Origin of the sequence: Pseudomonas sp. NPDC098740, assembly GCF_044760065.1 — a bacterium.
Taxonomy (GTDB): domain Bacteria; phylum Pseudomonadota; class Gammaproteobacteria; order Pseudomonadales; family Pseudomonadaceae; genus Aquipseudomonas; species Aquipseudomonas rossensis.
In genome coordinates this window covers 21,238-34,245 of record NZ_JBIWAM010000040.1, presented here as the reverse complement: position 1 = coordinate 34,245, position 13,008 = coordinate 21,238, and the positions used below count along the sequence as shown (strand labels likewise).

Sequence of the window (13,008 nt, the reverse complement as noted above, 5' to 3'; positions counted from 1 at the left end):
TGTGTAGAGGACTTTCACCTCCAAGTCACCAGCGTGGCCACCACAGCCAAGCTGGTTGCGCTTGCGCGCAACGCGCCATGCCTGGCGCACCAAAAAAAAGCCCCGCCTCTTTCGAGACGGGGCTTCTTCATTCAGCGCCTGATCAGGCAGCCGGCTCCAACTCAGCGCTGGCAGTGCTAGTGGCAGTGACTGGCACTACCGCTTGACCGCTCAACGCCAGATCCAGCAACTCACGGTTGGCCACCGCATACATGGCGTAATCAGTGCCGCTGGCGGCACGGATTTCTACCAGCATGGCGCGCCAGCGTTCGATCATGCCTTCGTGCTCTTCCATCCACAGCTCGAGACGGGTTTCCACGTCCTGGGTGCCGTCGCCCTGTTGCAGGACGGAGATGGTGATCGCACGTTGTTGCCAGTCGACGTCATCGCGGAACGCTTCACGGGCCAGGGCCTGCCAGTTGTTCTCAACCGGCAGAGCGCTGATCTGTTGCAGGTACCAGGTGATGTCCAGCGCGCTGCCCACGGCGAAGTAAGCCTTCGCCACGTCGGCTGCGTTCTGACCGGTCACGTCGGACGCTTCGATGATCGGCAGCAAGGTGTACAGGTGAGTGGTGCCTGCAACCATGCGCGCCAGCAACTCAGGAACGCCAGCTGCGACGTACGCCTGATAACGGGTCTGCCAGCCTTCGCGGGTCGGGCCTTCCAGCAGTTCGTCGAGCTTGAGGCCCAACGCTGCCAGGTGTGGACCGAAGTGCGCGACGTCACGGGCAGCATTCTGCTCGTTACGACGGCTGCGCAGGAACCAGCGCGTAGCGCGACGGCCCAGACGCATCAGCTCGTCCATCAGCTCCAGTTGCACGTCAGCGGAAACCTGGTAGTCCAGGGCTTCTATCTGCCGGAACCAGTGCGGAAGGTGGAAGATATCCCGAACTATTACATATGCCCCCGCAACATTCGCCGGGCTCATGCCGGTCGACTCTTTGAGTCGTTGAACGAAGGTGATGCCCATGTGGTTGACCAGATCGTTGGCGATCTGGGTGCTGACGATCTCACGCTTCAGACGGTGACGGCGCATGGCGTCGGAGAACTTGCTCACCAGGGTCGGCGGGAAAGCGGTTTCCATGTCGCGCGTCAGGTAGTCGTCGTCCGGCACCTGAGAATTGAGCAGCGCTTCCTTGAGGTCGATCTTGCTGTAAGAGATCAGCACGGACAGCTCTGCACGGGTCAGGCCATGGCCCGCCGCGACGCGCTCGTTGATCGACTCTTCAGCCGGCAGGAACTCGATGGCGCGATCCAGCTTGCCGCGGCCTTCGAGATCGTTCATCAGACGCTTGTATTCGGCAATCCGCGGCAAGGCACGACGGGCCGCCAGGGACAGGGCCTGAGTCTGCTTGTAGTTATTGCCGAGCACCAGGTTGCCGACTTCGTCAGTCATGCTCGCCAGCAACTGATTCCGTTGCTTGTCGGTCATGTCACCGGCGTGAACCACTTCGTTCAGCAGGATCTTGATGTTTACTTCATGGTCGGAGCAGTCAACACCACCGGCGTTGTCGATGAAGTCGGTGTTGGAACCGCCGCCATTGAGGCCGAATTCGACACGACCCAGCTGGGTCATACCGAGGTTACCGCCCTCGCCCACGACTTTGCAGCGCAGTTCGTTGCCGTTCACGCGCAGTGCATCGTTGGCCTTGTCGCCGACATCGGCGTGGCTTTCGCTGCTGGCTTTGACGTAAGTACCGATACCGCCGTTCCACAACAGATCCACCGGTGCCTTGAGCAAGGCGTTCAGCAGTTCGGTCGGGGTCAGCTTGTCAGCCTGAATGTCGAAGCGCTCTTTCATCTGCGGGGAAATCGCGATGCTTTTCGCGCTACGGGAGAAGATCCCGCCGCCTTCGGACATGATGCTGGTGTCGTAATCCGACCAGGCCGAACGCGGCAGGTCGAACAGTCGCTGACGCTCGGCGAAGCTGTTGGCCGGCTCCGGGTTCGGGTCGATGAAGATGTGCAGGTGGTTGAACGCTGCGACCAGTTGCAGCTTGTCGGACATCAACAAGCCGTTACCGAACACGTCACCGGCCATGTCGCCGACGCCGACCACCGTGATGTTGTCTTCCTGAACATTGATGCCGCGTTCGCGGAAGTGACGTTGAACGCCAACCCACGCGCCCTTGGCGGTGATACCCATTTTCTTGTGGTCGTAACCGGCCGAGCCGCCCGATGCGAACGCATCGCCGAGCCAGAAGCCGTAGTCGATGGCGATACCGTTGGCGATGTCGGAGAAGGTTGCAGTGCCCTTGTCCGCTGCCACCACCAGGTACGGGTCATCGTCGTCATGACGCACGACGTTGGCCGGCGGTACCAGCGCGCCGTCTTTCAGGTTGTCGGTGATGTCCAACAGGCCCGAGATGAAGATGCGGTAGCAGGCGATGCCCTCGGCCGCGATCTCGTCACGGCTGCCGCCCAGCGGCAAGCGACGCGGCAGGAAGCCGCCCTTGGCGCCCACCGGCACGATGACCGAGTTTTTCACTTGCTGGGCTTTTACCAGGCCCAGGACTTCGGTGCGGAAGTCTTCTTCACGGTCGGACCAGCGCAGACCACCGCGAGCAACGTTGCCGAAGCGCAGGTGCACGCCTTCGACGCGTGGCGAGTAAACGAAGATTTCGAACTTCGGTACTGGCTTCGGCAGCTCTGGAATCTGGTGCGGGTTGAACTTGAAGCTGAAGTAGGACTTGTTCTGACCGTGCGCGTCGGTCTGGTAGAAGTTGGTCCGCAGGGTGGCCTTGATCAGGTCCAGGTAGCGACGCAGGATACGGTCTTCATTCAGCACCTGGACGTCGTCCAGTGCGCTCAGAATCGCGTGTTCCAGGCGTTGCTGCTTGTCTTCCAGATCGTCAGTACCGAGCTTGCGGGCCAGGTAGAAACGGGTTTTGAACAACCGGGTCAACTCGCGAGCGATGTCGGTGTGGTTGTTAAGGGTGCTGGCGATGTAACCCAGGTCGAAGCCCAGGCGAATCTGCTTCATGTAACGGGCGTAGGCACGCAGCAGCGCGACATCGCGCCATGGCAGGCCGGCGGTCAGCACCAGGCGGTTGAACGCATCGTTCTCGGCATCGCCGCGCACGATGTGGACGAAAGCGTCCTGCAAGGTGTCGTTGAGTTGCTGGATGTCGAGTTCCAGACCTTCAGCAGCGGTGAACGCGAAATCGTGAATCCAGAACTCGCGGCCGTTGTTGTGACGCAGGCGATACGGGAACTCACCCAGCACGCGCAGGCCAAGGTTTTCCAGGATCGGCAACACGTCGGACAACGCCAGCGGGGTATCGGCGTGATACAGCTTGCAGTGCAGCTCGCGCTGACCGGAGACCTGACCCAGTGGCTGATAGAAGCTCATCACCAGCGGATTGGATTCTTTCAGGCTCAGCAGGTGCTGCATGTCGACCACAGCCGAATGCGCGGCGAAACGCTCGCGGTAACCGGCCGGAAAGCCTTTCGGGAAGTCGGCCAACACGTTGGTGCCGTGGGCTTCGCCGAAGGTTTCGACGGTCAGGGCCGAGTAGTCGTCCTGCCAGCTGCGGCAAGCCTGGATCACTTCGTTTTCCAGCTGCTGCGGGTCGATGTCCAGACGGTTTTTCGGATCGACACGCAGAATCAGTTGCACGCGGGCCAGCACGGACTCGGAGAAGAAGGTCCAGAACTCGCAGTCCGAGGCTTTCAGGCGATCCATCAGCACTTGCTGGATCTTCTGGCGCACTTCGGTGGAGTAGATGTCACGCGGCACGTAGGCCAGGCAGTAGCAGAAGCGGCCGTACGGGTCTTTACGCAGGAACACGCGAATCTTGTTGCGTTCCTGGATCTGCACGATCGACATCACGGTGGCAAACAGTTCGTCGACCGGGGTCTGGAACAGGTCGTCGCGCGGCAGCACTTCAACCACCTGAGCCAGTTCCTTGCCCAAGTGAGCCTTGGCCTGGAAGCCGGAACGGCGTTCGATCTCTTCGACCTTGCGGCGGATATATGGGATGACCCGCACGCTCTCGCCATACACCGAGGAGGTGTACAGGCCCATGAAACGGCATTCCTTGATGACGTTGCCGTCGGCGTCGATTTCACGGATCGACACGTAGTCCGGGTAAGCCGGACGGTGTACACGGCTTGGGTGCGCAGCCTTGGCGAACGACAGCAGGGTCGGTTCGCGCAGGTAGTTCACGGCGTAGTCTTCGATGCGCAGGTCATCGTAGGTCAGGCCGGTGCGCAGCAGTTTGGTCAGACCGAGGAAGGAGTCCTGGTCGTAGACGATGTGGCCGCCATCGGCTTCGTCGCGAACCACGAACTCTTCATAGCCCAGGAAGGTGAAGTGGTTGCCCACCAGCCATTCCAGGAAGCTTTTGATTTCGGCTTTTTCTTCTGGATCGACTCCGAACTGGCTGTTGTCCAGGCCGGTGAGGATTTCCTGGACCTTGGCTTTCATCGGCTCAAAATCGGCGACCGCGACGCGGACTTCACCGAGAACCTGTTCCAATTCCTTGCTCAGCACATTCAGTTCGGCCGAGTTGGCGCAACGGTCGATTTCCAGGTACATCAACGACTCTTGCAGCACGTCGTCGCCCTGGGTGCCTTTCGGCAGGATTTCCAGCAGCTCGCCCTTGCTGCCGCGACGCACGCTCAGCACAGTGGTTTGCAGGGTGTGGATGCTGTAGCCGCGACGGTTCAGCTCGGTGCGTACCGAGTCCACCAGAAATGGCAGGTCGTGGTGCAGCACTTCGACCGCGGTGTGGGTCGACTGCCAGCCGTGGCGTTCGTAATCGGGGTTGTAGACGCGCACTTGCGGTTGCGCGTGATCGAAGCGCTCAAGCAGGCGCCACGCAGAAAGGGTGCAGCCGGCGAGGTCGGACAACCGACGCTGGGTCAGCTCGTCCAGGGAAATAATGCCGAAAAATTGTTCCGCGAACAGCGCCACTTGTGGCAGTGCCTGTTCACTGATGTGCTGGGCCAGTGCCGCTTGCAGTTGGTGCTGGAAGTCGGCTTTGCTGGCTGCGGTGAAGAACGCCATCTGTGGTACTCCGCTTGGGCTTGTTATTGATGGAAGCGTCGCGTGCAAACCCCTTTCGGGGCGATCCGTCACCCTGTTCCTGATTCTCGGGCAGAGGAAACAGGATGACAGGTGGGTGAAGCTGGACGAGACACTCGGGTCACATTCACCTTCCATGAATGGGCATCTGCAAAAACGACTGGGCAAGGTGCAGCGCAATGTCTTTACAGGTGCTCATCCGTTGCGCAGCTTAACCAGTGCGGCAAGGCCCGTGCTTGCAGCGCTGCGACATATTCGGTCATCGGCACGCAGCTTGCGCCTTGTGCATCGAACAACACTAGCAGCCGCACGGTAAAACGGGGGGGTTAAGCCCGGTTTTGCGGCACATCCGTACCAGAAATGACCAGCAACACCCCGGATGTTCACGACACATCCTCTGACACTCAGGCGAGCAGAAATTCCCGAGGGCTGGCAGAATCGCCCTTTGTTCGTCTTCACAACGCTCGTCGAGCCAGGAATTCCCCATGCAAATGACCACCGCCCTCTTGATCGTCAACCCGTGCGACGACGAAGAAGACAACATGGCCATGCTCTGCTGCCACAGCGATCAGGGCGATATGTTCCTGATGACCCGCTACCCGGACGAGGACGCGCTGGACATCACCCTCGACGGCGAGCCTTCGACGCTGGACGGCGTGAAAGTCACCCTCAGCCCTACCCGCCTGCTGATCGAAATCGCTGCCGCTGACGCCGATGCGCTGAATGGTGATGATTCGCTGGAAATCATTCACAGCACTGATGCGGCGGATTTGGCCGAAGTGGAAGAAACGTTGCAAAACATTCTCAAGGGGACTGGCACCTATATCAGCCAACTCGCCTGATTAGGCCGCCAAAAGATCGCAGGCTTCGCCAGCTCCTACATTGACCGGGTTTGGCGCAATTGCTACGGATGACACCGATCCTGTAGGAGCTGGCGCAGCTTGCGATCCTTTGATCCTCGCGCGGCTGCGCACATTTGCACAAAATGCCGTTAGTCGCCGCCCCCCGCGATAGATTAAAGTAACGCCCCCAGCCCTGGCGTTATTCGAACGTCTTCGGTCACCCTTTCCAGGAACAGTCATCGATGGAACATCGTGAAGCGCTGCTAGCGCTGCGAACCTTTCTTTCAACGCAGATTCTCGGCCAGGAAAAACTCATCGAGCGCTTGCTCATCGCCTTGCTTGCCGACGGCCACATGCTGGTCGAGGGCGCCCCGGGCCTGGCCAAGACCAAGGCCATCAAAGAACTTGCCGAAGGCATCGAAGCACAGTTCCATCGCATCCAGTTCACCCCCGACCTGCTGCCCGCCGACATCACCGGCACGGAAATCTATCGCCCGGAAACCGGCAGCTTCGTGTTCCAGCAAGGCCCGATCTTCCACAACCTGGTGCTGGCGGACGAAATCAACCGCGCCCCGGCCAAGGTTCAATCCGCCCTGCTCGAAGCCATGGGTGAACGCCAGGTCAGCGTCGGGCGCAGCACGTACGACCTGTCGCCGCTGTTCCTGGTGATGGCCACGCAAAACCCGATCGAGCAGGAAGGCACCTATCCATTGCCTGAAGCCCAACTCGACCGGTTCCTGATGCACGTGAAAATCGGCTTCCCGGACGCCGCCGTCGAACGTCGGATCCTGCAACAGGCCCGTGGCGAAGCACTGAACGGCGAAACCAAGCCCGAGCGCCGGGTCAGCCAGCAGGCGATTTTTGCCGCGCGCAAGGAAATCCTCGGCTTGTACATGGCCGACGCCGTGGAGGAATACCTGGTGCAACTGGTCATGGCCACACGCACCCCGGCCAAGTTCGACCCGGAGATGGCCGAGTGGATCGCCTATGGCGCCAGCCCGCGCGGTTCGATTGCCCTCGACCGTTGCGCCCGGGCCCACGCCTGGCTGGCCGGTCGTGACTTCGTCAGCCCGGAAGACATTCAAGCCGTACTGTTCGATGTGCTGCGTCACCGCATCATTCTTTCCTTTGAAGCCGAAGCCGCGGGCATCGACCAGGACCGGGTGGTCCAGCGGATTCTCGACGTCGTAGCCGTCGCTTGACCCCGATGAACGCCCTCCTGCCGCCCGAGCCGGGCATCCGTGTCAGCCTCGCCGAGCTGATCGAGATGCGCCATCGTGTGCGTGAAGTGCAACTGTTTTCCACACCGAGCCAGCGCAGCCCGCTGATCGGCTTGCACCACTCCAAACTGCGCGGGCGCGGGGTGGACTTCGATCAGGTGCGGGTCTATCAGGCCGGCGATGACGTGCGAAGCATCGACTGGCGGGTTACCGCACGGACCCAGGAACCCCACACCAAGTTGTTCCATGAGGAGCGCGAACGGCCGATTTTCATCATGGTCGAGCAAAGTCGCCGGCTGTTTTTCGGATCGGGACTGATGTTCAAATCGGTGCTCGCCGCCCAAGCCGCGAGCCTGATCGGCTGGGCTGCATTGGGTCATAACGATCGGGTCGGCGGACTGGTGTTCGGCAACAACGAGCACTATGAAATCAAGCCACGACGCAGCAAACAGAGCCTGCTGCAATTGCTAAACCGTCTGGTGCGGGTCAATCAGTCGCTGCACACGGAAAACGAGCCGGACCGGGACGCCTTCAACATTGCCCTGCGTCGCGCCCGCGAAGTACTGCGTCCCGGCAGCCTGGTGATCATAATCTGCGACGAACGCACCCTGACCGAGGGCGCCGAACAACAGCTGAGCCTGTTGTCGCGGCATTGCGATCTATTGCTGCTGCCGGTGTCCGACCCACTGGATCACGCCCTGCCCGCCGCCGGGCTTTTACGCTTCGCGGAACGGGGTGCGCAACTGGAACTCGACACCCTCAATTTCGAGCTGCGTCAGACGTATCGCGCCCAGGCCGAAGTACGCATCGCTCGCTGGGAATTGCTGGCACAGAAGCTGCGGGTATTGCTGATGCCCCTGAGTACCCAGAGTGAGATGGTTGAACAATTGCGCGAGTACCTGAACCCGCAGAAACCGGGGAAAGGCCGATGAGCAGCCTCGATCACCTGCAACCACTGATCTCCCCCCCACCGATCGAATTCTGGCCACCGGCACCGGGCTGGTGGTTGTTGCTGCTGTTACTGCCGCTCATCGGTTTCGGTCTGTGGAAGGCCAGGCACTTCTTTGCGAACAAACGCCCGATCGTGCGCGCCGAACAACCGCTGGACCCGGTGCGCCTCGCCGCGCTGGCAGAACTGGCGCGGATGCCCAAACCCTACGACGGCGCTCCGGCCGGCGCCTGGTTGCAGCAACTCAACGGTTTGCTCAAACGCCTGTGCCGCAACCACTACCCCTACAGCCAGAGCCATACCCTCAATGGGCGCAAATGGCTGGCATTCCTCGACAATCGCTGCCCGGCCGCGGGTCTGACCCGCTGGATGGTGCTGGTCGAAGGCGCCTACAAACCCGAATGCAAACTCGACGACAAGGCCATCGCCGGCCTGACTCAAGCGGTCGACACCTGGATTCGTAAACATGTTTGAGTTCGCCTGGCCGTGGATCTTTGCCCTGCTGCCACTGCCCTGGCTGATGCGCATCGTGCTGCCTGTCGCTGACAGCGGCGAACCGGCGCTCAAAGTCAGCTTCCTCGGCGACCTCGAAGGCCTGGCCCGCCGCCGCGCCCGGGCCAACCTGCCGGCCTGGCGCCAACAGGCACCGTTCATTCTGCTGTGGCTGTTGTTATTGATCGCGGCGGCACGCCCGCAATGGCTTGGCGAACCGCTGCCCATCGCCGCCAGCGGTCGCGATCTGCTGGTAGCGGTCGACGTGTCTGGCTCGATGGATTACCCCGACATGCAATGGCAGGACGAAGAGGTCAGTCGACTCACACTGGTTCAGCACTTGCTCGGTGACTTCCTTGAAGGTCGCGATGGTGATCGCGTTGGCCTGATCCTGTTCGGCAGCCAGGCGTATCTGCAAGCACCGCTGACGTTCGACCGACACACGGTGCGCGTGTGGCTCGACGAAGCGCGGATCGGCATCGCCGGCAAGAACACCGCCATCGGCGATGCCATTGGCCTGGCCCTCAAACGCCTGCGCCAACGGCCGGCACAAAGTCGCGTACTGATTCTGGTCACTGACGGCGCCAACAACGGTGGCCAAATCGATCCGCTCACGGCGGCGCGGCTGGCAGCCAGCGAAGGGGTGAAAATCTACCCGATCGGTATCGGCGCCGATCCGGAGCAAAGCGGCACTTTGGGTTTCCTTGGGGTCAACCCGAGCCTCGACCTCGATGAACCCTCCTTGATGGCGATCGCCGAAGCCACGGGCGGCCAGTATTTTCGCGCCCATGATGACAAGGAGCTGCAAGCGATCAAGGACACCCTCGACAAACTGGAACCGGTGACCCAGCAACCGACTCAGGCTCGCCCGGCACAGGCGTTGTATCACTGGCCTTTGGCGCTGGCGTTGCTGTTGAGCATGCTGCTGGTGGTTCGCGAGCGCTGGCCTGACAACCCGTTGCGGCGGCTGTTCACCAAGGATCTTCTGCAAACGCAACTGCCCGACTGGCGCCAGCGGCTTAAACGCTTGCGGCTGCGGAGGCGCCGATGAGTGCGCTCTGGCCTTACTGGTTCCGCCCCTGGTGGTTGCTGTTGTTGCCATTGCTCGGCTGGTTGCTCTGGCAACTCTGGCATCGGCAGAAACGCGCCGGGCGCTGGCAGATGATTCTGCCACCGGCCTTCCATGCGGCATTGCTCAGTGGTGGCAACGGTCGCGACAGCAAATTGCCGTGGGTCATCCTGGGATGTGCCTGGGTGCTGACCGTTCTGGCGCTGCTTGGGCCGAGCTGGGAACGTGTCGAGCAAGCCAGCCAGAAACCCGCCGACCCGCTGGTCGTGGTCCTTGAGCTGACCCCGGAAATGCTCGCCACCGACGTGCCACCCAACCGGCTGGAACAGGCCCGGCGCAAGCTGTTCGACCTGCTGGAGAACCGCAGCGATGCCCAGACCGCGATCGTCGTCTACGCCGGCAGCGCTCACACATTGGTCCCGCTGTCGGATGACTTGTCGACCAGCCGCAATCTATTGGATGCCCTCAAGCCTTCGCTGATGCCCCAAGCAGGACATCGCGCTGATCTGGCGGTGACCAAGGCCCTTGCCCTGCTGGATCAGGGCGCCCTCGGTGACGGGCGGATCCTGCTGATCGGTTCGACCTTGACCGAACTGGAACGCCAAGGGATTCAGCAGGCGCTGGACGGCAAGTCGACACAATTTCTGATGCTCGGTATCGGCACTGCCGAAGGCGCGCCGATCACCCAGGAGGACGGCAGCTTTCTGAAGGACGACCAGGGCGCGATTCTGGTGCCTCATCTGGACGAACCAAGCCTGAAAGCCTTTGCCAACGATCTGGACGGACTTTATCGCCACGCGCGCCTGGACGATGCCGACTTGCGCGCACTCGGCTTGCTCGAGGGGCCACGCACGCTGCGCAACGACGGCCAGACCCTGCGCCTCGATACGTGGGCCGATCAGGGTTACTGGCTGTTGTTGCCACTGTTGCTGCTGGCGGCGTGCGCCGGTCGTCGCGGCTGGCTGTTCTGCTTGCCACTGCTGTTTTTGCTGCCACAACCGAGTTATGCCTTCGACTTCAACGATTTGTGGCTGCGCCCCGACCAACAGGGTCTGATCTTGCTGAAGCAGAAACGCCCGACCGAGGCTGCGCTGCATTTCGAAGATCGACAATGGCAAGGTGTGGCGCTCTACGAGGCAGGCGACTACAGCGGCGCCGCCCAGCGGTTCGCCGAAAGCAGCGACGCCCACGCCCACTACAATCGTGGCAACGCTCTGGCCAAAAGCGGTGAGCTGGAAGCCGCGCTGGATGCCTACGAACAGGCGCTGGAGCGTCAACCGGATTTGCGCCCGGCCCTGACCAACAAGGCGCTGGTGGAAAGTCTGCTGAAGCAGAAAAACACTCCACCACCCGTTGCGCCGGACAAAAACGCTGGTAACGAGACCGAGCCCCCCACGCAAGAACCGCCGCCGGGCGCGGCCACGCAACCGTCGGATAAGGGCGAACCGAAAACCGACGGCGAACAAGGCACAAAGGACTCCGAGCAACCGGGCAAAACGCCGCCGAAAACCGGCACCAATGAAGTCCCGGGCAGCGAACTGGGGGATGAAGACAGCACTCGACCACCGATGCGCCCGGCCAGCGACAGCATCGATGGTGAACAGCGCCAGGCGCTGGAGCAATGGCTGCGCAAGATCCCGGATGACCCGGGTGAATTGCTCAGACGCAAATTCTGGTACGAACAGCAACAACATCAGGATCAGGGAAAAACTCGATGACCCGCTTCACCACTTTCTTGCTCGCACTGCTGCCCGCCCTGTTGCTCTGCACTGTTCAGGCACAGGCAGCCGGGCTGGTCGCCAGTGTGGATCGCAGTCGCCTGAACAGCGGCGAAACGATTGAACTGACCCTGGAATCCAACGACGTGACGCAGTTCGGCAAGCCTGATCTGGCACCGCTGGAGCTGCTGTTCGACGTGCGCGGCACCCGTCAGGTCAACCAATTGACCACCCTGAACGGCGACAACCGTGCGACCACGCGCTGGATCATCACCCTGCTGCCTCGGCAGAACGGCAGCGTGGTGATTCCGTCACTGCAACTGGGTGACGTGCAGAGTCAGCCGATCACCGTGCAAGTGGTCGAGACCGAAACCCAGGACAGCCCGACCAAACGGGACCCGGTGTTCATCGACGCCAGCCTCGATCAAAACAGCGTTTACGTACAAGCCCAGGCGATCCTGACCTTGCGCATCTACCATTCGGTGTCGCTGTACGACGACAGTAGCCTGCCCCCCTTGCAGATCCCCGATGTGCGCATCGAGCAACTGGGCGAGGCGCGCACCTACGAGAAAGACATCAATGGCCTGCGTCACGGCGTGATCGAGATGCGCTACGCGATCTACCCGCAACACAGCGGTGAGTTGATCATTCCGCCGCAGATATTCAATGCCGCACTGGTGGACGCGCAGCCCGCCCAGGACGCCGCCGCGCAGGCACCGAAATCCGGCAAACTGATGCGGGTCAGCTCCGCAGAGATTCTGCTGACGGTCAAGGCCAAACCCGCCACCTACCCGGCCGACGTGCCATGGCTGCCGGCCCGTAGCATCAGCCTGAGCGAAAGCTGGAACCCGGAACCGGATCATGCGCAGGTGGGTGATTCGTTGACCCGCAGCCTGACGGTAAAGGCTGAAGGCCTGGACAGTTCGCAATTGCCGCCGCTACCCGCCACCGACGTCAACGGCTTGCGGCGCTACCCGGATCAACCGGTGCTGGGCAACCAGAACAGCGAGCGAGGTCTGATCGGCAGTCGCGAAGACCGTGAAGCCCTGGTGCCAACGCGTACCGGCGCAATCGAGTTGCCTGCGGTTGAAGTGATCTGGTGGAACACCTTCGAGGACCACCTCGATCACAGCAGCCTGCCGGCCCGAACCCTGCCAGTGGCGAACAATCCGAGCCTGATGGTCGACACCCCGGCCGGCACGCCTCAAGTCTTTTCCGCGGCCGACAACGAAGCCCTCTGGCGGTGGAAACTCAGCACCCTGATCCTGGCCTGCACCACCCTGCTGGGCTTCGGTCTCTGGTGGCGCGCCCGCTGGCAACCGGCGATCCTGCGCGCGGCGCAGACTGGCCCGAGCCCGCGCACCGTGCTCGACGATCTCAAGCGCGCCTGTCAGGCCAACGACTCCCACGCCACCCGCCAAGCCCTCGACGCCTGGGCCCGGCAACAACCGGAAACCCTGGCCGATATGGCGGCGCGCTTTGTGCCGTTGTCCGACGCCCTCGACGGCTTGAACGGCGCGCTCTACAGCGAAACCGGCCAGCATTGGCAAGGTGAAGACTTATGGCGGGCGATCAAGGCGATCCCGATTGCCGAGCGGGTTCAGGACCCGGTAGGTGACAGTGGCCTGCCGCCGCTTTATCCGAAATAAC

The 13,008-nt window shown here is 61.7% G+C and carries 8 protein-coding genes; 7 read left to right on the top strand and 1 reads right to left on the bottom strand.

Annotated features, from left to right (window positions below; genetic code table 11):
• Window positions 1–142: 142 nt before the first annotated feature.
• Window positions 143–5,050: an NAD-glutamate dehydrogenase gene (locus ACIQU2_RS28135; protein WP_403145741.1), complete on the bottom strand. Its 4,908-nt coding sequence runs from the start codon at window positions 5,048–5,050 to the stop codon at window positions 143–145.
• Window positions 5,051–5,553: 503 nt separating this feature from the next.
• Here ACIQU2_RS28135 and ACIQU2_RS28130 point away from each other — a divergent pair.
• From ACIQU2_RS28130 to ACIQU2_RS28100, 7 genes are all read left to right on the top strand, one after another.
• A complete protein-coding gene (locus ACIQU2_RS28130) occupies window positions 5,554–5,910 on the top strand; it encodes a hypothetical protein (RefSeq protein WP_347805118.1) in 357 nt (118 codons plus the stop codon).
• A 242-nt stretch (window positions 5,911–6,152) separates the two neighbouring features.
• Entirely contained in the window at window positions 6,153–7,112 is a 960-nt protein-coding gene (locus ACIQU2_RS28125; RefSeq protein WP_064677924.1) for a MoxR family ATPase, read from the top strand.
• A 5-nt stretch (window positions 7,113–7,117) separates the two neighbouring features.
• Window positions 7,118–8,062: a DUF58 domain-containing protein gene (locus tag ACIQU2_RS28120; RefSeq protein WP_403145739.1), complete on the top strand. Its 945-nt coding sequence runs from the start codon at window positions 7,118–7,120 to the stop codon at window positions 8,060–8,062.
• Window positions 8,059–8,553: a DUF4381 domain-containing protein gene (locus ACIQU2_RS28115; protein ID WP_347805117.1), complete on the top strand. Its 495-nt coding sequence runs from the start codon at window positions 8,059–8,061 to the stop codon at window positions 8,551–8,553. The genes ACIQU2_RS28120 and ACIQU2_RS28115 overlap by 4 nt, the downstream gene beginning before the upstream one ends.
• Window positions 8,546–9,622: a vWA domain-containing protein gene (locus ACIQU2_RS28110; RefSeq protein ID WP_403145735.1), complete on the top strand. Its 1,077-nt coding sequence runs from the start codon at window positions 8,546–8,548 to the stop codon at window positions 9,620–9,622. Before ACIQU2_RS28115 ends, ACIQU2_RS28110 begins: the two co-directional genes overlap by 8 nt.
• Entirely contained in the window at window positions 9,619–11,358 is a 1,740-nt protein-coding gene (locus tag ACIQU2_RS28105; protein WP_403145732.1) for a tetratricopeptide repeat protein, read from the top strand. The genes ACIQU2_RS28110 and ACIQU2_RS28105 overlap by 4 nt, the downstream gene beginning before the upstream one ends.
• Window positions 11,355–13,007 (top strand): BatD family protein, encoded by a 1,653-nt coding sequence (locus tag ACIQU2_RS28100; protein ID WP_403145730.1) that lies wholly within the window; start codon window positions 11,355–11,357, stop codon window positions 13,005–13,007. Before ACIQU2_RS28105 ends, ACIQU2_RS28100 begins: the two co-directional genes overlap by 4 nt.
• Window position 13,008: the final 1 nt, after the last annotated feature.

Excerpts from the sequence above, each read along its gene's own strand:
- ACIQU2_RS28135 (WP_403145741.1), bottom strand. The coding sequence starts at position 5,050 with ATGGCGTTCTTCACCGCAGCCAGCAAAGCCGACTTCCAGCACCAACTG.
- ACIQU2_RS28130 (WP_347805118.1), top strand. The coding sequence starts at position 5,554 with ATGCAAATGACCACCGCCCTCTTGATCGTCAACCCGTGCGACGACGAA.
- ACIQU2_RS28125 (WP_064677924.1), top strand. The coding sequence starts at position 6,153 with ATGGAACATCGTGAAGCGCTGCTAGCGCTGCGAACCTTTCTTTCAACG.
- ACIQU2_RS28120 (WP_403145739.1), top strand. The coding sequence starts at position 7,118 with ATGAACGCCCTCCTGCCGCCCGAGCCGGGCATCCGTGTCAGCCTCGCC.
- ACIQU2_RS28115 (WP_347805117.1), top strand. The coding sequence starts at position 8,059 with ATGAGCAGCCTCGATCACCTGCAACCACTGATCTCCCCCCCACCGATC.
- ACIQU2_RS28110 (WP_403145735.1), top strand. The coding sequence starts at position 8,546 with ATGTTTGAGTTCGCCTGGCCGTGGATCTTTGCCCTGCTGCCACTGCCC.
- ACIQU2_RS28105 (WP_403145732.1), top strand. The coding sequence starts at position 9,619 with ATGAGTGCGCTCTGGCCTTACTGGTTCCGCCCCTGGTGGTTGCTGTTG.
- ACIQU2_RS28100 (WP_403145730.1), top strand. The coding sequence starts at position 11,355 with ATGACCCGCTTCACCACTTTCTTGCTCGCACTGCTGCCCGCCCTGTTG.